The following is a 22,735-nucleotide window of genomic DNA, read 5'->3' as shown; positions in this document are numbered from 1 at the left end:
TCAGCACTGCGCCCAGGCGGCGACCGGGCTCGCCAGCAGGCTCAACCCGGCCAGGGCCATGGCCAGACGCGGGCGATACGGCAGCAACAGCACCAATGCCAAAGCGCTGAGCATCAGCACCGCGAACCAGTCGACCAGACCGAAACTCCAGCCGCCGGCCGCCACCGCCGCCCACAGCGAAAGCGCCAGCAACAGCCATCCCGCCAACGCCAGACCCTGACGGCGGCGCGTCGACGGTCTGGCGCCGAGCAATTCGGCGTGATGACGTGGCATCGACAGGCACAACGCGGTGAAGCCGGCATAGGTGAGCAACAGGACCAGCAGCATCAGTTGGCCCCCTGTTCGACTGTGATCGAGCGAGGCGAAGGACTTGCGTTGCGAACGCTGACGGAGTCGCCCGTACGCTGCATCTTGCGCGCAGCCCAGCCGAGAAAAAGCCCCGTCGCCAGACACGTCAGATCAAATCCGGCCAGTGCCCAGTCGCGCTGCATCAGGCTGGCGCCAAGATTCCACGGTGTGGTCAGCGCATTGATCAGCGGCACCGCGATAAACAGCGCAGCGCCGAGCGTCAGCTGTTCGATCCACGCCTTGCGCCCTGGACGCAATACCGCGTGCAACAGGCTAAGCCCCCAGGCAATAAAAAACGCATTCACTTCCCAATCGGCCCGCCCCGCCAGACTCACCGGCAGCAGTCGATTGGCCAGAAAGAACACCGCCACCGCCGATACCAGGCCGGCCATGCTGGCGATATTCAGCACCTCAACCAGGCGCAATTCGAAGGGCAACGCCGCGCTTTTTACGTGCTTGAGCTGCCGCTTGCCGAGCCAGATCACCAGCCCGGTGCCAATCATCGCCGTGCCGGCCAGTCCGCAAATGAAATACATCCAGCGCAACAGCGGCCCGGCGAAATGGCCCATGTGCAAACCGTAAAACGCGCCACCCACCGCCATCGCCATGGGTTGATCGGGTGTACTGCTCAGAAGCTGCCCGGTGACGCCATTGAAGGTGACCGCCCGGCCGAAATCATGCACCACCCGATCGCCCGCGCGGGACAGCACCACCGTGGCGCTGGCATCGCCCGGATTGCTCACCGACAGGCGCGCGGTGTGGCCGCCCGACCACTGCTCGCTGGCATTGGCCAGTAGCGGCGCCATGGCGGTCAGCGGTGCGGCGACATCGGCGCGCTCGGGCGTCTTCGAGGCGGGAAAGACTTCGTCGTAGAACTTGCGCACGTCGCTGCCGTAAGAGGCAACGATGCTGGCCGGCATGACCATCGACATGAAAATCACCAGGCTGCTGTAAGTGATCATCAAATGAAACGGCAGCACCAGCACGCCCACGGCGTTATGCCCGTCGAGCCAGGAACGCTGGCCCTTGCGCGGGCGGAAGGTGAAGAAGTCCTTGAAGATTTTCTTGTGGGTGATGATGCCGCTGATCAACGCAACGAACATCACCATCGCGGCGAGGGTCGCCAGCCAGCGCCCCCACGGGTAAGGCATCTGCAACTGGAAATGGAAGCGATAAAAGAACTCGCCGCCCATGCTTTCGCGGCCCTGCACCTCGGCCCCGGTCTGAGCGTCGAGGGTTCGGGATTCGAAGCGGCCGCGCTCGCCGGGGTTGCCCGGCGCCTGTTGCCAGCGCACCGTCAGGCCGGGGTCGCGGGCATCGGGCAAATCGATCAGCCAGCGCGAGGCGCCGGCGGCGTGTTGTTGCAGATAATCTTGCGCCAGCGCCAGGCTCGCTTCGCTATCAAGCGAATGTGCAGCGATTTCCGGCTGCATCCAGTGGCTGATTTCATCTTTGAAATAAGCGAGCGTGCCGGTGAAAAAAATCGCGAACAGCAACCAGCCGAACACCAGCCCGGCCCAGGTGTGCAGCCAGGCCATCGCCTGCCGGAAGCCCTCTTTCATGCCAGCCCCAGACCGCGCGCGGCACCGGAAACGGTGGCGAGAATCACGCTCGGCACCAACAGGCCGACCCACGCCGACCACGCGCTGCGGCAGGCAAAACACCAGAGCACCGCGACCAGATAGACCAGAAAGGACACAGTCATGCCGGTGACCACCGCTTCGGCGCGGTTCAGCGGCAGCCACAACGTCAGGGCGACACTGGCCAGCGCCGCGACCAGATAGCCGCCGAAAATCGCCGCCAGCACTCGCGAAGTGACGGCCAGACGATAGGACATGGGAAGGGTGGCGAGTTTGCCTTTCATGTTTCGACCCTGAAACGAAAAACGTTCGGCCGACAAGCCGAATCTACAGGCGAGCAATATTAATGATAAATATTCTCATACGCAAAAGCATCTGATTGCCGGACACTGTCGCCAGCCTCTACAATGCGAACCGTTCTTGTTCTCTAATGCACGTTCTCTACGCAAATTTTGCGTCCGGAGTCATTTCGTTGCCGCCCGCCCATCCCGTCGAATCGCTCTACCATGCTCATCACAGCTGGCTCACTGGCTGGTTGCGGCGCAAGCTCGGCTGCCCCGACAGCGCGGCGGATCTGGCTCAGGACACGTTCATCAAGGTGCTGACCGCTCGCGAGCCACCGGTGATCATCGAACCGCGCGCCTTTCTCACTACGCTGGCCAAGCGCGTGCTGTTCAATCATTACCGGCGCCAAGATGTGGAACGCGCCTACCTCGAGACGCTGGCGCAAATGCCGGAAATGGTCGCGCCGTCGGAAGAGCACAAAGCGATCATCCTGCAGACGTTGATCGAGCTCGATGAGCTGCTCGACGGCTTGCCGCGCCAGGTCAAACGCGCCTTTCTGCTCGCGCAGGTCGATGGTCTGACTTATCCACAGATCGCCGCAGAACTGGGCATCTCAGTGGCCACGGTCAAACGCCATTTGAACAAAGCGGCCATGCGCTGCTATTTCGCTTTATGAATCGCACCCCGGACTTCTCCGCGCAGGTCGCCGAACAGGCGGTGCACTGGCTGCTGGAAATACAGCAGGGCACGCTGACCCCGCGCCAGCAACAGGCCTGGCAACAATGGCTGGATGCACACAGCGAACACCGCCGGGCGTGGGAACACATGCAACGAGTCAATCAGCGTTTGCGCGGCGTTTCGTCGCCGTTGGCCCACGCGGCGTTGAACGGACCGAAGTCCGGCAGCCGCCGTCAGGCGCTGAAAATGTTGCTGATTCTCGGTGCCGGCTCAGCGGCGACCTGGGGCATGCGCGAGCACACGCCGTTGCCGTCGCTGCTCGCCGATTACCGCACGCCGGTCGGCCAGCGGCGCGAGATCGGCCTGGGCGGTGCCGATTCGTTACAGCTCAATACCGCCAGCTCGGTTGATGTTGACGGTGCGCAGCGGTTGATTGGTCTGCTCGAGGGCGAAATGCTGTTGAGCGCTGCAAATCCGTTCGAGATCCGCACGGCACACGGCGTGCTGAAAACCCAAGGTGCGCGCCTCAATGTGCGGCAGTTTGCCGAGCGCACGCAGATCGCGCTGTTTGAAGGACGAGTCGAACTCATCGCCAACCAGCGCGCGCCCCTGCTGCTGCCGGTCGCGCGGCAGTTGAGTTTTACTGCCAGCTCCGTCAGCGCGGCCAAACCACTGGACGCCAACAGTGGTGCGTGGACTGACGGCATGCTGGTCGCCGCTCATATGCGCCTCGGTGATTTCCTCGAAGAGCTTGGCCGCTACCGGCGCGGGCAGCTGCGGTGCGACAGCCAGGTTGCCGATCTGCTGATTTCCGGAACGTATCCACTGGATGACAGCGAGCGGATTCTTGACCTGTTGCAGGTCAGTCTGCCGGTCAGAGTGAAGCGCTTTACCCGTTATTGGGTGAGCGTCGAAGCGCGGGTGTAAAAAAAACGCCAAAACCATGAGCCGTTTTTCAGATCTGGCGTGACAGAGAAGGAAAGCCCCCTTGATTCCACCTTCTCAGGATCATCCACATGCAGTCCACCCGCCTCACGCCACTGGCCCGCAGCCTGCGCAATCTTCTGCTCGGCGCCAGCCTGAGTTTCACCGCCCTGCCCGCCGCGTTGGGTGCCGAAGCCAAGGTTTATCACATCGCCCCGGCGTCGCTGGAAACCGCGCTGAACCAGTTTGGCCGTGAAGCCGGCGTGCTGATTTCCTTCGGCTCGCAAGTCACCAGCGGTGTGCAGAGCCGGGGTCTGGAGGGCAATTACACGACGCAAAAAGGCCTCGATGCCCTGCTCGAAGGCACCGGCCTGCAAGCCCGCGCCGAAGGCGACAATGCCTTCAGCCTGCAACCGCTGGCTGACGCGGCGCTGGAGCTGGGCACCTCGACCGTAGTCGGCGACTGGCTCGGCGATGCGGCGCAGATCAATGTCTTCGAACACCCCGGGGCGCGTGATGTGATCCGCCGCGAAGAATTCGAACGCCAGGGCGCGACCCAGGCCCGCGATGTGCTCAACCGCATCCCCGGTGTGAATGCGCCGGAGAACAACGGCACCGGCAGCCACGACATGGCGCTGAACTTCGGCATTCGTGGTCTGAATCCACGCCTGGCCGCGCGCTCGACAGTATTGATGGATGGCATCCCGGTGCCGTTCGCGCCGTATGGTCAGCCGCAGTTGTCGTTCGCGCCGATCAGCATGGGCAACATGGATGCGGTGGACGTGGTGCGCGGCGGCGGTGCGGTGCGTTATGGCCCGCAGAACGTCGGCGGCGTGGTCAACTTCGTGACCCGGGCGATTCCCGACGAGCCAACGGTCAAGGGTGGTTTCCAGACTGAAACCAGCCCATCGTCGAGCCACGACGGTTTCAAGACCAGCGCCAATCTGCTGGCCGGCGGCACCAACGCCAACGGCCTCGGTGGTGCGCTGTTGTACTCCGGCACCCGTGGCGGTGACTGGCGCGAACACAGCGATACCGAGATCGACGACCTGATCCTCAAGGGCAAGTACCAGCTCGACGAGGCCAACAGCTTCAACGCCATGGCCCAGTATTACGAGGGCAAGGCCGACATGCCTGGCGGTCTCAACGTCGCCGATTACGATGCCGATCCGTATCAATCGACGCGGCCGAAAGACCAGTTCTGGGGGCGCCGCACGATGTTCAACTTCGGCTATCGCTATCAGGAAGATCGCCGCGAATTCACCGCCAACACCTTCTTCACCAAAACCCTGCGCAGCGGTTATCTGGATCAGGGCACATTCCTTTCGCTGTCGCCCCGCGAGTATTGGGTACGTGGTCTGGAAACCCGTTTCGCCCAGGGCTTCGATCTCGGTCCGAGCAGCCACGAAGTCGGCGTCGGCTACCGCTACATCAACGAGGCCGGCCACGAACTGCGTTATCGCACGCCGATCAGCGCCAACGAATACCCGACCACCAGCAGCCGCAACGACCGCGACACTCGCGGTGGTACCGAGGCCAACGCGTTCTTCGTCGATGACCGCATCGACATCGGCAAATGGACCATCACTCCGGGCGTGCGCTACGAGATGATCGAGTCGCAACAGACCAACAACCTGACCAACGTCAAATACAAGGGCGACTACAACACCGCGCTGCCGGCGCTGAACGTGCTTTATCACCTCACCGACAGCTGGAACCTGTATGCCAACACCGAAGGCTCGTTCGGCAGCGTGCAATACAGCCAGATGCCCAACCGCGTGAGCAGCGGCGAAGTGAAACCGGAAAAGGCCCGCACCTGGGAACTCGGCACGCGCTACGACAACGGTGCCCTGCGCGCGGAGATCGGCGCATTCCTGATCAACTTCGACAACCAGTACGAAAGCAACCAGACCAACGACTCGGTGATCGCTCGCGGCGAAACCCGCCATCAGGGCATCGAGACCAGCGTCAATTACGCGCTGGATGACTTGAGCCCGGCGCTGGCCGGTTTCGATGTCTACGCCAGTTATGCCTATGTCGACGCCACCATCCGCGAGGACGGGCCGAACAAAGGCAACCGCGTGCCGTTTTCCTCCAAGCACAAAGGCACGATTGGCGTCGGTTATACCGAAGGGCCATGGAAGCTGAATCTGGACAGCAGCTTCCAGAGCGACCAGTTCGCCGACAATGCCAACACTTCGAAGGAAAGCGCCGATGGCAGCACCGGCAAGATCCCCGGCTACATGCTGTTCAGCAGCCGCGCCGGGTATGACTTCGGACCGCAACTGTCGGATTTGAATGTGGCGGTGGGCGTGAAGAACATCTTCAACACGCAGTACTTCACACGCTCGTTCGATGACAACAACAAGGGCAAGTACGTGGGAGAGCCGCGGACGGTTTATGTGCAGACGTCGGTGGCGTTCTGACCGCAGCCCATTGAAGATCAAAAGCCCCTCACCCTAACCCTCTCCCAGAGGGAGAGGGGACTGACCGAGGTATATTTACGATTTACGCTCGCCTGCAATATCGAGCCGAACGCTGGACCTGAAAACAACCGGAATCGGCTCCCTCTCCCTCGGGAGAGGGCTGGGGTGAGGGGCTACGATCTCCAACCCTGCCGCGAAACAACCAACACCTCGAACAAAAAAAAACGGGCCTGCATCAGCAGGCCCGTTCTCCTTAGTCACTTGTGAAATCAGCGCATCAACTGTTGATCGCTGCCTGTTCATTCTCGTCAAATTCTTCCGCCAACAGCTTGTCGTTGGCCTTGCCGGTAAATGGCACTACAGCGGCGCGTGGTTTACCTCGCAGTTTGCCGAACAGATGATCCAGTTTGTGCTCGAGTTTCTCGGCAGCACCGTCGATCGCCTGTTCCAGCGAATCGGCTTTGTGGGTCACGGAAATCGGTTGGTGGCCTTTTGGCCGCGCTTCCAGTTGGCAGCGCAAGTCATGGGGACCTGGTTTCTCGCCGTTCTCGTCGCTCAGGTGGACTTCGACACGGGTCAGGTCTTCTTCATAACGGTCGAGCGTGCTCTCAATAGTTGTACGTACCCACTCCTCCAGTCGCTTACTGCTTTGAATATGGTTATCGCTGTTGACTTGGATTTGCATAGTTCATCCCTTATTTCAGCTAGCTCGCTGGAGGCCTTGAAGTGAATTTCCTGACCTCCTGGTTACAACAATCGGCCCGAGCGGCGAACATTTCAACCCCTGAAAAAAGAAAAATATTCATTCGCAAAAAAAGCCGGACAACCGAGCGAGGCGCTGTTAATGTCGGGAGTTGGGTCGACCCGCTCCGCAGAAAAATCTGCTCACATCTGCTGCTCGTTCAGCGGGTGCAGACTGCGGAAAATTCCCGCCTCCTCCACCAGCCAATCATGCACAGCGCGCACGCCCGGATGGCTCAACGCCCCCGGTGCATACAGCAGCACATAGCGTTTATGGTTGGGCACCGACAAGCCGAACGGCACGATCAACGTGCCGCGCTCCAGCTCATCGTTGAGCAACGTGCGCCGGGCAATCGCCACGCCCATGCCGGCAATCGCCGCTTCGATGGTCAGGTGATTGCGATTGAAGGTGTGGCCGCGTCGCACATCGGCGCCTTCGAAGCCGATCGCGTTCAGGTAGAACTCCCATTCCGCGTATTCGTAACTGCCACGCCAGGCGGTGATGTCGTGCAGCAACGGGAAATGCACCAGATCGGCCGGCCCGTGCAACGGCGGGCGCCCACGCAACAGGCTCGGCGCGCACACCGGAAATATCTGCTCGTCGAGCAAGGCTGTGGATAACAATCCGGGATAACTGCCATCGTTGAGGTCGATGGCCAGATCGAAATCGCCCTCATGCAAGGGCACGCTGCTGTCCTCGGCCACCAGGCGCAACTGGATATCCGGAAAGCGTTGCTGCAAGCGCGGCAGGCGCGGGGTCAGCCACTTGCCGAGAAACGACGGGATCGAGCGCAACCGCAGAGTCCCGCTGATCATCCCGGCGTCCAGCCGGCGCAACTCCGCATCGATGCTGCCGTACGCTTCATTGACGGTAATCGCCAGCCGCTGCCCCTGTGCACTCAACTCAACGCCACGCGCGCGCCGATGAAACAGGCGAAAGCCCAAGCGCTCTTCCAATTGGCGAATCTGCTGGCTGACCGCGCCCGGGGTGATGTGCAGCTCTTCGGCACAACGGGTGAACGACAGGTGCCGCGCGGCACAGGCAAATACCTGCAGCCAGACATAGGTCTGGGCATGCAATTGACGACTCATTGTTTAGTCCTGCTAAAGGCTGTCTTAGGAGGTTTCGTTGGTCACCTCGAACCGAGGCAGGCAGTATCGCCGACATTGCGCTTGTCCGACAAAAAATGGCAGCGATTCCTACTCCATTGCTTGTAAGGGTTTAGCATGGCTATCAGTGTTTTCGATCTATTCAAGGTGGGCATCGGCCCGTCCAGTTCCCATACCGTCGGTCCGATGCGTGCAGCGGCGACCTTTGCCCAGGCTCTGATCGATCAGCATCTGCTCAATGATGTGCGACGTGTGCAGATCCGCCTTTACGGTTCGCTCTCTGCCACCGGCGTCGGCCACGCCACTGACCGCGCAACGGTCATGGGCCTGATGGGCGAATGGCCGGACAGCATCGATCCTTCGACCATCGAGCCACGCATCCAGCAACTGCGCGAAACCGGGCAACTGTCCCTCGCCGGTCAACGTTCAATTGCTTTTGACTGGCAGAGCGATCTGCTGCTGCTCGACGAGAGCCTGCCCTACCACCCCAACGCCATGTCGCTGAGCGCCTTTGGCGAAAGCGCCGAGCTGTTCGCGCAAACCTATTACTCGGTGGGCGGCGGTTTCATCGTCGAAGCGGCTGAAGCCGAGTCTGGTGTGGCGCCAATCAGCGACGTGGTGTTGCCCTACGATTTTTCCAGCGCCGCCGAACTGCTCGCCCTGTGCAAACAACACAATCTGCGCGTGTCCGAACTGATGATGGCCAACGAGCGCACCTGGCGCAGCGATGCCGAAATCCGTCAGGGCCTGTTGCACATCTGGTCAGTGATGCGCGAGTGCGTCGAACAAGGTTTGCACCACGAAGGCATCCTGCCCGGCGGTCTGAAAGTACCGCGTCGCGCGGCGAAACTGCATCGCAGCCTGTTGGAAATCGGCAAACCGAATGTGATCAGCTCGACCCTGTCGGCGATGGAATGGGTCAACCTGTTCGCCCTCGCCGTCAACGAAGAAAACGCGGCCGGTGGGCGCATGGTCACCGCGCCGACCAATGGTGCCGCCGGGATCATTCCGGCCGTTCTGCACTACTACATGAAATTCAATCCGGATGCGTCTGACGATGATGTCGTCGCGTTCTTTCTCGGCGCAGCCGCTGTCGGCATTTTGTGCAAGAAAAACGCCTCCATCTCCGGCGCCGAAGTTGGCTGTCAGGGCGAAGTCGGTTCGGCTTGCGCAATGGCCGCCGCCGGCCTGGCCGATGTCCTCGGCGCGACACCGGAGCAACTGGAGAACGCTGCCGAAATCGGCCTGGAACACAACCTCGGCCTGACCTGCGATCCGGTCGGTGGCCTGGTGCAAGTGCCGTGCATCGAGCGCAATGCCATCGCGGCGGTGAAGGCGATCAACGCCACGCAAATGGCCCTGCGCGGCGACGGCAATCACTTCATTTCCCTCGACCGGGTGATCCGCACCATGCGCGACACCGGCGCCGACATGCACGACAAATACAAGGAAACCTCGCGCGGCGGGCTGGCGGTGAACTGGGTGGAGTGCTGATCGGCCTGACTGCACTGTCAGCGATCATCGGCTCATTTCTGCCCTGAAAACGCGCCACAAAAAACGGCGAGCCCCGAGGCTCGCCGTTTTTTTTGCCGTGTTTATTGTTCGACAATTTTTCCGGCATGCCCCTTGCTACATCACCCTTGAGGCAAACGGACATTGCAAACCTCAGCGAACGAGATGCCAGTGGTCTGGTGTTGCGAACCAAATCGGATCATGGCCGGTCAACAACTGCACGTTCAATCAGGCGGTGACGCATCATGGACAACCCATTTCAAATCATTACCGATGCCTTCGCGCCGGACTATCAGATCAATCTGAGCATTCAGGGCCTGGACGGCAGCATCATGCTGACGCTGTCCAACGCCGGCCGCATCGTGGCCAAGCGCATGATCAGTGCCGAACAGCGCAATGATCCCGAGCGTTTGAAACGGCTGGTACAAAGCATCCAGTTCGGTATCGCCATCGAACAGGGCCACAGCGCCATGTCGATTCTCGAAGCCATGACCAGCGGCGTCGGACTGACCCCGCCACCGCCACGGGTCAAAGGTCAGCCCGGCCAGGCGGCGGGCCTTTAGAGCTCGCCCTTCTCCACTTCCGGATGTTCGCTGGAGCCCGTACCGATCTTGCGCTGCGGGTTCTCGATCTTCACCGAAGGGAATTGCGACGAAGCGTAACGCACCACCAGGATCGCAAACGCCAGCAGCAAAATGCCGCCGCACAGGTAGATGATGCCCATGTCCGGCGGGTTGTGGTGCGAGACGTTGGAGATCAGCAGGCGCGTCAGTGCAGTGATCGCCACGTAGATCAGAAAGCGCACCGGCATGTGGTTGGTCTTGAAATAAATCCCGACCATCGCGCCCAGTTCCAGATAGATGAACAGCAACAGGATGTCATCGATCTTGATGTGCCCGACTTCGAGCATGCCGAGAAACTCCATCACCGCCGCCCACGCCGTCACCGCACCGATGGCGAACAGCGCCAGATAGTGGAAGGTTTCGACGAACAGGTTGCCCAGGGACTCGGCCAGTTGATGCACGTTACGCCGCAGTTTCTCGGCCCAGTTTATTTTCACGATGAGTTTCCTTAGCCCGTTTCGGGCGGATGATGCGTATCGCACGTGACGGTTTTGCGCGCGCGCCTTGTTGCAACGGTTTTCATGCAGGTTCAGGGCCACGCATCATGGCGATCCGCCGCAAATCCCGCGCCGTGGCGTTTGGTCGCACCGCTGGAGTTTCTGTGGGAGCGAGCCTGCTCGCGAATAGCAGCCACCCCGTCCCCTGACAAACGCCAAATCCGGTCTACATTGAAAAGCCACTACCCATGGCGCAGGGATTCGCTTATCCTTTTCGCTGTATATGGATACAGTAGTCGTCAAGACAACTTAACGTGAAGGCATGTGAGGTGGTGAATGGCCGTCGAAGTGGTATACCGCAGCAGCCGAGATCTGGAGCGCTTGTTCATGGATAAAGCCGAAGCTGATCGTCATGACAAAATGCTCGAACTGGCCGAATATCTGGCCGATGTGCTGCAAAAAGCCGTTCCGTCCCTGACCGAACAGCAAGTGGAAGAAGCCGGGATCTACATGGCGAAGAATCGTGATGTGTTCGCCCGGGCATTCAAGAGCCAGCCCGATGCGCTGTCGGAGCTGATCAATGCGCCGGCCGAGCCTGTCGAAAAAGCTGAAGCGGCAGAACCTGACGAGGCGCCGGCGAAGCCCGCCAAAGCAGCGAAAGCGCCGAAGTAATCAAAAAGATCGCAGCCTTCGGCAGCTCCCACATTCCGAGTGTAGGAGCTGCCGAAGGCTGCGATCTTTTGCTTTCAGCGATACAAAACCTTTTCCGCCAACTCATCCGCCACCCGCGCCGGCGAACGTTTTTCCGCCTGCGCGTGAGCGAAGACCTCCGTGAGCCGCGAACTGATCTTCGACAGATGTGCCGTGATGGTCGGCAACTCCTCGCCACGATGTTTAAGCGAAACGTAAATAAGCCCGCCGGCATTGATCACATAATCCGGCGCATAAAGAATCCCGCGCCGTTCCAGTTGATCCGCCACATCCAGATGGGAAAGTTGATTGTTCGCCGAACCGGCCACAGCGGAACAGCGCAGCTGTGAAACGGTGTGACTATTAAGCACCCCGCCCAACCCACAAGGCGCGAGAATGTCGCACGGCGTGCTGAGCAATGCGTCGTTGGCGATCGGGTGAGCATTGAGCTGCTCCATCGCCAGTTGCACCTTGCCGTGGTCGATGTCACTGACCAGCAACTCGGCGCCGGCAGCGTGCAGTTGCTCGGCCAGTGCATAACCGACGTTGCCAAGCCCCTGAATCGCGATGCGCAGGCCTTCGAGGTTGTCGCTGCCCAGACGCGCCATCGCCGTGGCGCGAATGCCGGTGAACACGCCCATGGCCGCGTGCGGTGCCGGATCGCCTGCCGAGGTGGTGCTGGTGACATGCCGCGTCTGTTGAGCAATGCAGTCCATGTCCGCCACTGAAGTGCCGCTGTCGATGGCGGTGATGTAGCGACCGTCGAGCTGCTCGATGCAACGGCCGAAAGCCTCGAACAACGCGGCGCGATTCTCGACATGGGCCGGGCGCACGATCACCGCCACCCCGCCGCCCTGCGCAAGGCCGGCGAGCGCCGCTTTGTAGCTCATGTTTTGCGCCAGGCGAATGGCGTCCTCGACCGCAGATTCGTCGTTGGGATAGGCAAGGTAACGGCAGCCGCCCAGGGCTGGCCCCAGGCGACTGTCATGAATGGCAATGACCGCCTTCAACCCGGTGACCGGGTCCACGCTCAAGTGCAGCGATTCCAGGCGAGTGCTTTGCATGAGAGCGAACATCGACAGGCTCCCGAATCACTTCTTGTAGAACGCCAGTATAGGCTTGCCCCTGAAAATTGCTGGCGCGCACCAGCATGAGCCGCCGAGCGGACAATGTTGCGCCGCTATAACTCGCGCTCAACGCGCCCGGCACTGGACGAACAACCCGGACGGGGCTAAAACGAGGCATTGGAGGGAGATTTTGATGAGTGCGCGCCAACGCTTTTTCGAATGCCTGCATCGTTCACCGCCAGCCCTGCTGGAAGCTGCGCTGTGGATAAGTGCCGAGCACGACAAAACCCTCGAGCCCGAGGCATGGTTGCGCACCTTCAAGGATCTGCAACTACGCGTCAGCTATGGCCTGCCGATGCTGCCGGTCAGCGAACTGGCGCAACCGCTGTTGCGGCGCATGGTCGATCTCGGTTTCGCACAGGATGATTTCCTGCCGCTGCGCCCGCAGGCGGCGCTGCTGCACCGCGTGTTGCACACCCAGCGCGGTCAGCCGTTGGCATTGGCGTTGATCGCACTGGAACTGGCCCATGGCCTCGAGATTCCTTTGGTCGGGGTCAACTTCCCCGGGCATTTCCTGTTGCGGGTACCCGGCGCCGACCACTTGCTCGACCCTTGCGGCGGTCGACGCTTGTATCCCAACGACTGTCGCGAACTGTTGCAACGCCAATACGGGCCGAACATGCAGCTCAGCGCCGAGCATCTGCTGACGGCCACGCCAGCGCAGATGCTGCAGCGTCTGTCACGCAACCTGCGCCAATTGCATCTGACCCACGACGATCACATCGCCGCGCTGATCGACGCAGAACGAGTGCTCGAACTGGGTGATGCGAAGGCCTCCGATTACATGGCCCGGGCCAGTCTGTATCAACGGCTGGACTGCCCGAACGCTGAGCGCTTCGATCTGGAGCATGCGTTATTGCTCAGCGAAGACCCGATCCAGCGGCTGCGCCTGACCGAACGCCTCGGCCATCTGCCGCCCAACTCCGTCGTGCATTAACTACCTTCCGCGGGCTGCCCCCATCCTTGAGGCCCACACAAACCTGTGTGGGAGCGAGCCTGCTCGCGAAGCAGGCACCTCGGTCTCCGGTCAAACCGCGTTATCGTTCTTCGCGAGCAGGCTCGCTCCCACGGTGGCTCGGGAGGCATCAGTGGGCGAGCGCACCTGAATGATCAGCAGTGCGGCAATCACCGCCGGGATCGCGCAGAAGAAGAAAATCTGCGCCACCGGTATATGCATTGCCAGCAGCAGGCTGCCGAACAGCGGGCCGAGGATCGAACCGAAACGTCCCACGCCCAATGCCCATCCGGTGCCCGTGGCGCGCACATGGGCCGGGTAGAAATTGCTGGCAAAGGCATTCAGCGTCAGTTGCCCGCCGATGATGCAGAACCCGGCGGCAAACACACAGGCCACCAGAAAACGCGGATCGTCGTGGTTGAGGCCGAGCAGAATCGTGCACAGCGCCGCCCCTGCCAGTACGCCGGACAACAGGCGCACCTTGCGTTGCAAACGGTCGGCGAACCAGGCCATACAGATCGCGCCAAGGGTCCCGGCGAACAGGAACATCGACGTCACGAGATTGGCTTCGTTGAGTTTCAATCCGCTTTCCAGCAGCAGCGTTGGCAGCCAGCTGATCATGAAATACAACAGAATCAGGCTGACAAAAAACGTCGCCCAGATCAACAAGGTTGGCCGCGCGTAGCCGTTGCGAAACAACTCGACCACGGTCAGTTTGCTGCCCTGCTCACGCTCGTTCTGCTCGACGCTGGCCAGCGGTGGCTGCCAGTCCGGCAACATCCGCGCGCTGACTTTGCGCAGCCGTGCATACGGCGGTGCATCACGCAGCAAACGCGGCAGCGATTCCGGCAACATCCACCAGAGAAACGGGAACAGCAGCAACGGCGTCACGCCGCCAGCGAGGAACACAGCCTGCCAGCCGAACTGATCGATGAAACCGGCGGCAACAAAACCGCCCGCCGCCCCACCGAACGAGAAACCACAGGCAGCCAGCGTCACCATTAACGTACGCAGACGCGGTGGTGAATATTCCGACATCAAGGCCATGGCGCTGGGCATCGCGCCGCCCATGCCGATGCCGCAGATGAATCGCGCGATCATCAGCGTGTTCAGCGAATCGGCGAAAACCATCAGCACCGTCAGCGTGGCGTAGATCAATACGCAGGCAAGCAGAATGCGACGCACACCGAAGCGGTCAGCCAGCGGCGTAACCGCGAGAGAACCGAGGGTCAGGCCGAGCAGGTTGGCGCTGAAAACCGGCCCGAACACGGATTTTTCCAGCCCCCAGTCTTGGGCCAGCGCCGGCACTACATAACCGAGCACCTGGGCGTCATAACCGTCGGTGACCAGCAGCAACGCCAGCAGAATCAACAGCAACCACTGATAACGGGACACAGGCCGGGCGTCGAGCGCCGCACGGAAGCTGGCAATCTGGTTATGCATCGCAAGTACCTGTTTTTGTTTTTATTGATCGTTCCCACGCTCCGCGTGGGAGCGATCATTTAGGGGTATCTGGTTGGTTGGCGGGATGGGCCTTGATGAACGCTGGATGTTCCAAAGCGAGCGCAGCAACGCGGCGGATTTTCGGGTAAGCCTCCAGCGAAACATTGAACCGTTCTGCGGCATACAACTGCGGAATCAGATACACATCCGCCACACACGGCCATTCGCCAAAACAGAAACCGCTGTCGCCGATCAACTGCTCCACTGTCGCCAGCCCTTGGCTGATCCAGTGACTGATCCACTCCATTACCTGCGTTTCATCCTGCCCGGACTGGCGCAGGCGATTGAGCACGCTGACGTTGTGCAGCGGGTGCACGTCGCAGCCGATTACCGCCGCAACGCCGCGCACCTGCGCGCGCGCCAGCAGATCATCCGGCAGCAACGGCACCCGTGGATAACGCTCTTCCAGATACTCGATGATCGCCGGCGATTGAATCAGCAGCGCGCCGTCATCGGTGCGCAATGTCGGCACCCGGCCTTGGGGATTGAGCGCCAGATACGCCGGCTGCCGATGTTCACCGCCCGACGGCGCAATCAGGTTGACCGGCAGCGCCTGGTAATCGAGGCCCTTCAACGCCAGCGCAATTCGCACCCGGTACGATGAAGTGGAACGGTAATAGCCAAAGAGATCCATAAGCCGCTCCTGTCAGCGTGCCGCGATCACGGTGCCGCGACATTCGCCGAAGCCGATCGAGGCAAAACCTTCGCGGGCACAGCGGGCGCGCAGGATGATTTCGTCACCGTCCTCAAGGAACTTGCGCACTTCGCCGGAAGCCAGTTCGATCGGTTTCTTACCGCCCTCGGTAATCTCCAGCAGGCTACCAAACTGGCCGTTTTCCGGGCCGGACAAAGTGCCCGAACCAAACAGGTCACCAGCCTGCAACTGGCAACCGTTGACGCTGTGGTGCGCGACCATTTGCGCCACGGTCCAGTACATGTAGCGGGTGTTGCTCAGGGTCAGGCGATGGGCGGGCAGCTTCTGCTCGCGCATGGCTTCGGTGCGCAGCAGCACTTCCAGTTCGATGTCGAAGGCGCCGCCGTCCTGATCACGCTTGTCGAGCAGATACGGCAGCGGCTGCGGATCACCTTCAGGGCGCGCCGGTTGCGCCGTGCGGAATGGTTCCAGTGCTTCAGCCATCACCACCCAGGGCGAGACGCTGGTGATGAAACTTTTCGACAGAAATGGCCCGAGCGGCTGGTATTCCCAAGCCTGGATATCCCGCGCCGACCAGTCGTTGAGCAGGCAGAAACCGGCGATGTGCTCGGCAGCGTCACCGATGGCAATCGGCTCGCCCATCTCATTGCCCTGGCCGATCCAGATGCCCAGCTCCAGTTCGTAATCCAGACGTGCGCAGGGGCCGAATACCGGTTCGGTCTGCCCCGCCGGCAGCGTCTGGCCTTTCGGCCGGCGCACGTCGGTGCCGGACGCTCGCACTGTGGAAGCGCGACCGTGGTAACCGATCGGCACATGCTTGTAGTTCGGCAACAGCGGGTTATCCGGACGGAACAGTTTGCCGACGTTCTGCGCATGCTCGATGCCGACGTAGAAGTCGGTGTAATCGCTGATTCGCGCCGGCAGGTGCATCTGGCAATCGGCAGCCAACGGCAAGACTTTCGCGCCTTGGGCTTCGATGCTGCCGCGCAGGGTGCTGCCTTCACTGAACAGTTCGATCAGGCGTTCGCGCAGGGCCACCCGCGCCTCACGGCCAAGTTCGAAGAACGCGTTCAACTGCCCGCCGTGCATGGCTTCCACCGCACTGCGTGCAACGCCGTCGAACAGCCCGGCCTCAAGCGCCACCTGCAAATCGAAAATGTGCTCGCCGATCGCCACGCCCGCGCGCGGACTGCAATCGTTGAGACTGAACACGCCCAGCGGCAGATTCTGCAACGGAAAATCGCTGTGACCGTTGGCCGAAGCGACCCAGCTGCGGGAGATGGAATTCTGTGTCATGGGTTATCTCCGGGTCGGGTCGAACGTGGCAGGCAGCGAGGCCCAGCAAGCGTCATAACTGGATTGCAATTGAGGGCAGTCGAGGGCGAAACGGCTTGGGCGCAGCACCTGGCTGGTCTCGAACATGAAGGCCATGGTGTTATCGATTTTCGCAGGTGCAAGCTCGGCGTTGATCGCCCTGGTGCAGGTCTCGCCGTCGGGGCCGTGGGCGCTCATGCAACTGTGCAGCGAAGCGCCACCGGGCACGAAGCCTTCGGCCTTGGCGTCGTATTCGCCCTGGATCAGGCCCATGAATTCGTTCATCAGGTTGCGGTGGAACCACGGTGGCCGGAAGGTGTTTTCGGCGACCATCCAGCGCGGCGGGAAGATCACGAAATCGAGGTTGGCCAGACCGTGCACGCTGGTCGGCGAGGTCAGTACGGTGAAGATCGAAGGATCGGGATGATCGAAACTCACCGTGCCAATGGTGTTGAAACGGCGCAGGTCGTATTTGTACGGCACGTTATTGCCGTGCCAGGCGACCACATTGAGCGGCGAATGATTGAGTTCAGTGGCCCACAACTGGCCAAGAAATTTCTGCACCAAAGTAGTCGGGTGCTGCAGGTTTTCGTAGGCAGCGACCGGGGTGAGGAAATCCCGGGGATTGGCCAGACCGTTGCTGCCGATCGGCCCCAGATCTGGCAGGCGCAGCGGCGCGCCATGGTTCTCGGCGAGGTAGCCGCGTGCCTGTGGATCGAGCAGTTCGACGCGAAATTTCAGGCCACGCGGCAGCACGACGATTTCCAGCGGCGCCACTTCGAGTACGCCCAGTTCGGTGGCGATACGCAGGCGACCGAGTTGCGGCACCAGCAGCATTTCACCGTCAGCGTTGAAGAACACCCGCTCCATCGAACGGTTGGCGGTGTAGTTATAAATGCTGATGCCGGACGGTTTCTCGGCGCCGGCGTTGGCGGCCATGCTGACCAGGCCATCGATGAAATCCGTCGGTTCGGTCGGCAGCTCCAGGGGATTCCAGCGCAGGCGATTGGGCGTCACTTCACCCAACGGTCCGCCGGCCAGTTGCCGTTCCAGTTTGACGAACGCCGGGTGGTTGGCCGATGGCTGAATCCGGTACATCCAGGTGCGGCGCGCTTCACTGCGCGGCATGGTGAACGCGGTGCCGGAGAACAATTCGGTATACAGGCCGTACGGGGCTTTTTGCGGGGAATTCTGGCCAACGGGCAGCGCGCCGGGCAACGCTTCAGTGCTGAATTCGTTGCCGAAGCCGGACTGGTAAACCAGGTCCTGCGCGGTTGAATCGAGGTTCATGGAGCCTCCTGAACAGGGAGTCGGCAATGGCCCATCGCTCTGGCTCAGAGGTCTCGGCACGCCGGGGTTGTTATTATCGTAATCTGATTACGCATAACGTAATTTGCTCGCTATCCAGCGTCAAGCTATAAAGACGCCCATTCGAACCGGAACCGCCAGCCCCATGGAAAAAACCAGCGACAGCAACGGCAAACAGAAAGTCCGCTCCGCCGAGGTCGGCACCGACATCCTCAAGGCTTTGGCCGAGTTGTCACCGTCGACTTCGCTGTCGCGTCTGGCCGAACACGTGCAGATGCCGGCGAGCAAGGTGCATCGCTATCTGCAGGCGTTGATTGCTTCGGGATTTGCCGAACAGAACGCCGCCACCAACCATTACGGCCTCGGTCGCGAAGCGCTGCGGGTGGGCCTGGCCGCACTCAACAGCATGGACGTGCTGAAGGTCGCCGCCCTGCCGTTGTCCGAGTTGCGCGATGAACTCAACGAAACCTGCTTCCTCGCGGTGTGGGGCAATCAGGGCGCAACCGTGGTGCATATCGAACCGGCGGTGCGCGCGGTGACGGTGGTGACGCAATTGGGTTCGGTGCTGCCGCTGCTCAGTTCGTCCACCGGGCTGGTGTTCAGCGCTTACCTGCCGCACCGGGAAACCGATGAATTGCGCGAGCAGGAAATCGCTGTCGCGGAGCATCCGCTCAAGGATGAAACAGCCTATGCAGCGCTGTGTGAACAGATCCGCGAACGCGGTCTGCATCACGTGCATGGTTTGTTGATGCCGGGTGTGGATGCGCTGTCTGCGCCAGTGTTCAACGCGATCGGGCAGATCGCTGCGGTGCTGACCATCGTCGGCCCGACCTCGCTGTTCCACGCCGACGAAAACGGCCCGGCGGCGCAGCGGTTGTTGGCTGCGACGCGGGCCGTGAGTTGGCGCATGGGTTACGAAAGTTAAGTAATGCTTATGTGCGCTCGAAACGACTCAACGCACCGTGGTCTTGCTCAATGCGCTGTCACCCTCTTGCATCAGTGACTTGAAGAAACCGATCAGCTCATCGGCGGGGTCTTCATGGCCGGTGTAATACGTTACGAGTTCCGCAACCGTGCGGGCGTCTTCAAACAGACTTAGAAACGAGCGTTGCGCACGGGTAAGTTCTTTAACCGGCGCCCCCGCCGCTGCAGCCTGACCCAATGTCAGCAGTCCGCTCAATACATCCTGCACATGCCCCAGCGCGGCGGAATAATCACCCCGTCGGTGCGACTGCGACGCGTCGTAGATGCTTTTCATCACCTGCACAGCCACCACCACAGGGCCTACGGGTGGCACCACCAGGCTGACGATATTTGCGGCCTTCAACAGGTTTTCATAAACCAGGGCGGCAATTATTTCATTGAGACTGGTGGTCCGTTCGTCGATGTCACTCAGTAGACGGCGCACTCGCTCGTCGTGAAAAGTGAACAGATCGGGCAGTAACGAACGCTGCTGCGTGCGAATGACCGGTCGGGTATCAACCGTTGCGACCAGATTATCGAAGTAATCATTGATCACTTTCTGGTCAATCAGCAGTATCCGCTCGCTGTAGTAGGTCCTGAACGGGCCTTTCCGAAAACGAATCGAAGGAATGAACTCAGCGATCGGCCGGAAGCTGACTTGATCCGGCGCGTCAGGCGTATAGAGCAAGTCGAAGAAACCTGACGATAACTTCAGTCGAAAAATATAAACGCCACCCACTGTACGGTCCCCGGCAGCCGTCAGACCCAGCGTGCCGATGTTGAATTTATACAGCCCGATGTCGCCTTCGGAGACGCTATTGACGATTGATGGATAGCCGCCACCTTCTTTCAGATTGTCGATAACCCGTTGGACAGCAGAGAAAGATTCAGTGGTTAATCTGCCGTTGGTAAAGTCGGCAAACGCATTGCGGTACATCTCACAACGGATTTTCCGGGCGTGTACAGCGCGTTTGAATGAGTGATCAGGATGGGCCTTGTTCTGATATTGCTCTTTCAGCATCGCGGTATATCTGTCGCCGGGTCGGAATGTTTTCGACAGCGAGGAAAGGTCGCGGATATCCAGTTTTTCAACGATGGGATGGCCGTTGACCAAATAGTATTTCGGGCTGAATTTCGTTTCGTAGGACGGGTGCGCCGCTTCAAAAGCGAGTCCTTCAAGCAAAACGTCGGTAACGCTCTTACGAAAGTCTTCGGTTTGCACAATGATCTGGTCGGGATCGACCGAAACGTTACTGCCACGCGAACGCAAAATGTCTTCGATCTGAGCTTTCACCGAGTCATAAGTGAATTGCTCGAATGTCGGAAAACCATTGTCTCGCGCATCAACCATGGACAGTGCCTTGAATTCGGTGCTCAGACGCGAATAGCGCTTGCGGCCCTCGACGCCAAGTGCTCGATAACCGGCCGGTGCAATGGCCTTGTGCAAGGCAACTTCGGCGCGGTAAGCGGCATTTGCGTAATCAGCCAGCTGTGCTTTGGGATTCAGGCCGAGATCAACCGGTCGGCTATCGAGCGTATAGCGATAGCTCAGTTGTGTACGAGCGCTGCCGAGCAACTCACCCGCTTCGTGCAGATAGTCCGGATGGATCAGCAATGCAGCGTATTCACGATCAGCGGACAACGCCGACTCCAGCCAGCGGTTTGCCGCGTAGATATCGGCAAATTTATGCAGTTCGAATTCACCGGCAGGCGTTTTGATCAACATCAGCGACGGTACATACTCTCGGGCCGAAATGATCAGGACCTCTTTCAACGCCGGCACCTGGGATCGGATTCGCATTCCCTGAACCGTCACCGCAGGATCATTGGCCATGGCCCGCGCGATGATATTGGCATCAGTGGAATCCAGTTTCCCGGAGTGACGAGCAACAAAAGCCGCGAACTCCATCTGACTGCAGAGATAGTTGCGATAAGCCTCTTGGTAAGCCACCGAGGGCGAGTATGCAAGACTGCCGGTAAATTCCAGTCGCAGGTTACGATTTTCCAGCCACTGTTCAAGCGCTACTGCCGTCAACCGACTTCCGGCGGGAGCGCCGATTATAGTCAGAGCCGCTTTATAACCAGTGTCGTGCAGCCCGAAAACAATAAACTCCGTCAGCGTTCGGGTTTCTTCCTGTTCGATAGTACGCCCGGCAATTTGCAGACTGTACGAGCTATGGACACTTATCGATTCCGGATCCAGTTGTTCACCAAGTACCCTGTCCGCCCATTCGGCGAATGTGCGCACTACATAATCCTTGAATGAAAAACATGCATCGAAGGTGTTTGAGTAGACAGCCTGGTATTGATCCCGCGACTCTTCAAGCTCGCTATAGCGCTGTTGCATATCGCTACCCGCGGCATGCAGCCATAGCGGCCAATCGGTGCGTTTCAATGCAGCCCACAGCAGATAGAAGCGGGTTTCGATGCCGTAACGCAGCACATGCAGGCCTTGATTGTCCTGCAGCATGGAAGTCAGCGGTTTTGCCAGTTGTTCCTGGCCACCGATCAAGAGTGAAACACTTTCAAGCTGACCCTTGAGGTGAGCCTCGGCACAAAATGCATGAGGACTTTGCGCAGCTTTCAGATACCTGATCTGGTCTCCACCCAGGGACAGTCGCTGCTGAAGTTTGCTATGCAGATCGATATTTTTTTCAAAAAATTCAAAGCCGTTTTCCGGCGTATGCAGGAGATAAGAGGTTGACTCATTCACCAGCGGCATTTCTGCATCCGCACGCTCGGCGTTGTCCAGAACGAAACAAGGCTGAAGCGACAGCAGGTAATCCTGTTCAGGTTGCAGCCTGACTTCAAACGCTGCGCGACCGCCATCTGCTTCAAGCAGATGAGCGAATCGCTCGCCCAACCAGGCGTCAAAATTGTTGGCCATGACCGACAGCGAAAGCTCTGCACTGGTGACCACGGCGCAGGCTTCGATGAAAGCCTGCTTATTGGTCAACGGTGCCGTGTCCGGTCGCATGGACCTGGCTGGCGCCGCCCAGAACTTTGCGATCTCGGTTTGCAATGTCTTTTGCAACCCGGTGATCACCGCAGCAATCAGATCCTCGACAATAAGGACATTGAGAGCACTGACTTTGAACTGCTCATTCCGGGTGTCCGGCAGAGAATAAACCCCATCACCGCCCATTATGTAAGCGGGGCTGACATTATTATCAAGACAATGAACAGTCACTTCCCAAAGAGTGCCAGAAGGGCGACTTCCATTATCAGGAAAAGCCGAGTCTGTATTGATATAAACCTTGTCAATATCGATTGTCTTGCCCAAACGCTTCAATTCACTGCCAAGCATGCTACGAAGAATATCCAGCACGCTCGGCATGGCGTCGACGATCTTGAAAAGATCTTCTTTTGCCTGGATTGCCTTTTCCCACTCTTCAGGCCAGGTAAGTTGCTCACCCAAAGAACCACGCATCAGACTTTTATATAACTTGACCACATCTTTTCCTTACTTGACTATCCAGAGCTGCGAACACAGCCACTGTAGATAGTTGCAAGGTAGTTTCTTTTCCAGGCAACTTGAAGGGCGAACAATTTACAA

Annotated in this window: 19 protein-coding genes and 1 pseudogene; 8 read left to right on the top strand and 12 right to left on the bottom strand. The window is 59.8% G+C overall.

The window, feature by feature from the left end; all coding sequences use genetic code 11:
• The 3 genes from D8U70_RS03285 to D8U70_RS03275 are packed head-to-tail and all read right to left on the bottom strand — an operon-like array spanning position 1 to position 2,212.
• Entirely contained in the window at positions 1 to 327 is a 327-nt protein-coding gene (locus D8U70_RS03285) for a DUF3325 domain-containing protein (protein ID WP_110646390.1), read from the bottom strand.
• Positions 327 to 1,910 (bottom strand): PepSY-associated TM helix domain-containing protein, encoded by a 1,584-nt coding sequence (locus D8U70_RS03280; protein ID WP_130928285.1) that lies wholly within the window; start codon positions 1,908 to 1,910, stop codon positions 327 to 329. The genes D8U70_RS03285 and D8U70_RS03280 overlap by 1 nt, the downstream gene beginning before the upstream one ends.
• A complete protein-coding gene (locus D8U70_RS03275; protein ID WP_071174514.1) occupies positions 1,907 to 2,212 on the bottom strand; it encodes a DUF3649 domain-containing protein in 306 nt (101 codons plus the stop codon). Before D8U70_RS03275 ends, D8U70_RS03280 begins: the two co-directional genes overlap by 4 nt.
• 146 nt (positions 2,213 to 2,358) lie before the next feature.
• Between D8U70_RS03275 and D8U70_RS03270 the strand changes: the two genes are divergently transcribed.
• The 3 genes from D8U70_RS03270 (at position 2,359) to fecA (ending at position 6,241) form a co-directional block, all read left to right on the top strand.
• On the top strand, positions 2,359 to 2,889 hold the full coding sequence (locus tag D8U70_RS03270) for a sigma-70 family RNA polymerase sigma factor (RefSeq protein ID WP_122601871.1): 531 nt from the start codon (positions 2,359 to 2,361) through the stop codon (positions 2,887 to 2,889).
• Positions 2,886 to 3,818, top strand: coding sequence for a DUF4880 domain-containing protein (locus tag D8U70_RS03265; protein ID WP_130928284.1), 933 nt, complete (start codon positions 2,886 to 2,888; stop codon positions 3,816 to 3,818). Before D8U70_RS03270 ends, D8U70_RS03265 begins: the two co-directional genes overlap by 4 nt.
• Positions 3,819 to 3,907: 89 nt before the next feature.
• Positions 3,908 to 6,241, top strand: a complete 2,334-nt coding sequence (gene fecA, locus D8U70_RS03260; RefSeq protein ID WP_130928283.1) for a TonB-dependent Fe(3+) dicitrate receptor FecA — start codon at positions 3,908 to 3,910, stop codon at positions 6,239 to 6,241.
• 277 nt (positions 6,242 to 6,518) lie between these two features.
• On the opposite strand, the gene D8U70_RS03255 is transcribed toward fecA, so the two are convergent.
• Together D8U70_RS03255 and D8U70_RS03250 are read right to left on the bottom strand one after the other, a co-directional pair.
• Positions 6,519 to 6,926, bottom strand: a complete 408-nt coding sequence (locus D8U70_RS03255) for an HPF/RaiA family ribosome-associated protein (RefSeq protein WP_016771629.1) — start codon at positions 6,924 to 6,926, stop codon at positions 6,519 to 6,521.
• A gap of 200 nt (positions 6,927 to 7,126) precedes the next feature.
• Positions 7,127 to 8,074 (bottom strand): LysR substrate-binding domain-containing protein, encoded by a 948-nt coding sequence (locus tag D8U70_RS03250; protein ID WP_016771630.1) that lies wholly within the window; start codon positions 8,072 to 8,074, stop codon positions 7,127 to 7,129.
• 135 nt (positions 8,075 to 8,209) lie between these two features.
• On the opposite strand from D8U70_RS03250, the gene D8U70_RS03245 reads away from it, so the two are divergent.
• Together D8U70_RS03245 and D8U70_RS03240 are read left to right on the top strand one after the other, a co-directional pair.
• Positions 8,210 to 9,586 (top strand): L-serine ammonia-lyase, encoded by a 1,377-nt coding sequence (locus D8U70_RS03245; RefSeq protein WP_130928282.1) that lies wholly within the window; start codon positions 8,210 to 8,212, stop codon positions 9,584 to 9,586.
• Positions 9,587 to 9,849: 263 nt separating this feature from the next.
• Positions 9,850 to 10,167: a DUF3509 domain-containing protein gene (locus tag D8U70_RS03240; RefSeq protein WP_130928281.1), complete on the top strand. Its 318-nt coding sequence runs from the start codon at positions 9,850 to 9,852 to the stop codon at positions 10,165 to 10,167.
• On the opposite strand, the gene D8U70_RS03235 is transcribed toward D8U70_RS03240, so the two are convergent.
• Positions 10,164 to 10,664: a phosphate-starvation-inducible PsiE family protein gene (locus tag D8U70_RS03235; RefSeq protein WP_016771633.1), complete on the bottom strand. Its 501-nt coding sequence runs from the start codon at positions 10,662 to 10,664 to the stop codon at positions 10,164 to 10,166. The genes D8U70_RS03240 and D8U70_RS03235 overlap by 4 nt on opposite strands.
• A 336-nt stretch (positions 10,665 to 11,000) precedes the next feature.
• Between D8U70_RS03235 and D8U70_RS03230 the strand changes: the two are divergent.
• A pseudogene (locus D8U70_RS03230) lies at positions 11,001 to 11,240 on the top strand (YebG family protein); the annotation flags it as partial.
• Between the two features lie 170 nt (positions 11,241 to 11,410).
• Here the strand turns inward: D8U70_RS03230 and D8U70_RS03225 are convergent.
• Positions 11,411 to 12,430, bottom strand: coding sequence for a Glu/Leu/Phe/Val dehydrogenase dimerization domain-containing protein (locus D8U70_RS03225; RefSeq protein WP_071174427.1), 1,020 nt, complete (start codon positions 12,428 to 12,430; stop codon positions 11,411 to 11,413).
• 184 nt (positions 12,431 to 12,614) lie between these two features.
• Between D8U70_RS03225 and D8U70_RS03220 the strand changes: the two genes are divergently transcribed.
• The gene (locus D8U70_RS03220; protein ID WP_071174426.1) at positions 12,615 to 13,418 is read left to right on the top strand and encodes a transglutaminase family protein; all 804 of its coding nucleotides are present in this window, start codon (positions 12,615 to 12,617) and stop codon (positions 13,416 to 13,418) included.
• A gap of 90 nt (positions 13,419 to 13,508) precedes the next feature.
• Here the strand turns inward: D8U70_RS03220 and D8U70_RS03215 are convergent, their stop codons facing one another.
• The 4 genes from D8U70_RS03215 to hmgA are packed head-to-tail and all read right to left on the bottom strand — an operon-like array spanning position 13,509 to position 18,198.
• Entirely contained in the window at positions 13,509 to 14,879 is a 1,371-nt protein-coding gene (locus tag D8U70_RS03215; protein ID WP_122707503.1) for an aromatic acid/H+ symport family MFS transporter, read from the bottom strand.
• Positions 14,880 to 14,934: 55 nt separating this feature from the next.
• Positions 14,935 to 15,573 (bottom strand): maleylacetoacetate isomerase, encoded by a 639-nt coding sequence (gene maiA / locus D8U70_RS03210; RefSeq protein WP_130928280.1) that lies wholly within the window; start codon positions 15,571 to 15,573, stop codon positions 14,935 to 14,937.
• A 12-nt stretch (positions 15,574 to 15,585) separates the two neighbouring features.
• Positions 15,586 to 16,890 carry a fumarylacetoacetase gene (gene fahA, locus D8U70_RS03205; protein ID WP_130928279.1) on the bottom strand — a complete coding sequence of 435 codons (1,305 nt, stop codon included), beginning with the start codon at positions 16,888 to 16,890 and terminating at the stop codon, positions 15,586 to 15,588.
• Between the two features lie 3 nt (positions 16,891 to 16,893).
• On the bottom strand, positions 16,894 to 18,198 hold the full coding sequence (gene hmgA, locus D8U70_RS03200; RefSeq protein WP_071174423.1) for a homogentisate 1,2-dioxygenase: 1,305 nt from the start codon (positions 18,196 to 18,198) through the stop codon (positions 16,894 to 16,896).
• Positions 18,199 to 18,361: 163 nt separating this feature from the next.
• On the opposite strand from hmgA, the gene D8U70_RS03195 reads away from it, so the two are divergent.
• Positions 18,362 to 19,141 carry an IclR family transcriptional regulator gene (locus D8U70_RS03195; RefSeq protein ID WP_130928278.1) on the top strand — a complete coding sequence of 260 codons (780 nt, stop codon included), beginning with the start codon at positions 18,362 to 18,364 and terminating at the stop codon, positions 19,139 to 19,141.
• 27 nt (positions 19,142 to 19,168) lie between these two features.
• Here the strand turns inward: D8U70_RS03195 and D8U70_RS03190 are convergent, their stop codons facing one another.
• Complete coding sequence (locus D8U70_RS03190; RefSeq protein WP_130928277.1) at positions 19,169 to 22,633, bottom strand: DUF6543 domain-containing protein; 3,465 nt, start codon at positions 22,631 to 22,633, stop codon at positions 19,169 to 19,171.
• Positions 22,634 to 22,735 lie beyond the last annotated feature (102 nt).

This window comes from Pseudomonas sp. Sample_20, assembly GCF_004307585.1.
GTDB classification, from domain to species: Bacteria; Pseudomonadota; Gammaproteobacteria; order Pseudomonadales; family Pseudomonadaceae; genus Aquipseudomonas; species Aquipseudomonas atacamensis.
Note: the sequence above shows the minus strand (reverse complement) of the source record. Positions and strands in the feature narration are given on the sequence as shown.

Bases quoted from the DNA above. Each gene is read 5' to 3' on its own strand.
- D8U70_RS03285 (WP_110646390.1), bottom strand. From the start codon at position 327: ATGCTGCTGGTCCTGTTGCTCACCTATGCCGGCTTCACCGCGTTGTGC.
- D8U70_RS03280 (WP_130928285.1), bottom strand. From the start codon at position 1,910: ATGAAAGAGGGCTTCCGGCAGGCGATGGCCTGGCTGCACACCTGGGCC.
- D8U70_RS03275 (WP_071174514.1), bottom strand. From the start codon at position 2,212: ATGAAAGGCAAACTCGCCACCCTTCCCATGTCCTATCGTCTGGCCGTC.
- D8U70_RS03270 (WP_122601871.1), top strand. From the start codon at position 2,359: ATGCACGTTCTCTACGCAAATTTTGCGTCCGGAGTCATTTCGTTGCCG.
- D8U70_RS03265 (WP_130928284.1), top strand. From the start codon at position 2,886: ATGAATCGCACCCCGGACTTCTCCGCGCAGGTCGCCGAACAGGCGGTG.
- fecA (WP_130928283.1), top strand. From the start codon at position 3,908: ATGCAGTCCACCCGCCTCACGCCACTGGCCCGCAGCCTGCGCAATCTT.
- D8U70_RS03255 (WP_016771629.1), bottom strand. From the start codon at position 6,926: ATGCAAATCCAAGTCAACAGCGATAACCATATTCAAAGCAGTAAGCGA.
- D8U70_RS03250 (WP_016771630.1), bottom strand. From the start codon at position 8,074: ATGAGTCGTCAATTGCATGCCCAGACCTATGTCTGGCTGCAGGTATTT.
- D8U70_RS03245 (WP_130928282.1), top strand. From the start codon at position 8,210: ATGGCTATCAGTGTTTTCGATCTATTCAAGGTGGGCATCGGCCCGTCC.
- D8U70_RS03240 (WP_130928281.1), top strand. From the start codon at position 9,850: ATGGACAACCCATTTCAAATCATTACCGATGCCTTCGCGCCGGACTAT.
- D8U70_RS03225 (WP_071174427.1), bottom strand. From the start codon at position 12,430: ATGTTCGCTCTCATGCAAAGCACTCGCCTGGAATCGCTGCACTTGAGC.
- D8U70_RS03220 (WP_071174426.1), top strand. From the start codon at position 12,615: ATGAGTGCGCGCCAACGCTTTTTCGAATGCCTGCATCGTTCACCGCCA.
- D8U70_RS03215 (WP_122707503.1), bottom strand. From the start codon at position 14,879: ATGCATAACCAGATTGCCAGCTTCCGTGCGGCGCTCGACGCCCGGCCT.
- maiA (WP_130928280.1), bottom strand. From the start codon at position 15,573: ATGGATCTCTTTGGCTATTACCGTTCCACTTCATCGTACCGGGTGCGA.
- fahA (WP_130928279.1), bottom strand. From the start codon at position 16,890: ATGACACAGAATTCCATCTCCCGCAGCTGGGTCGCTTCGGCCAACGGT.
- hmgA (WP_071174423.1), bottom strand. From the start codon at position 18,198: ATGAACCTCGATTCAACCGCGCAGGACCTGGTTTACCAGTCCGGCTTC.
- D8U70_RS03195 (WP_130928278.1), top strand. From the start codon at position 18,362: ATGGAAAAAACCAGCGACAGCAACGGCAAACAGAAAGTCCGCTCCGCC.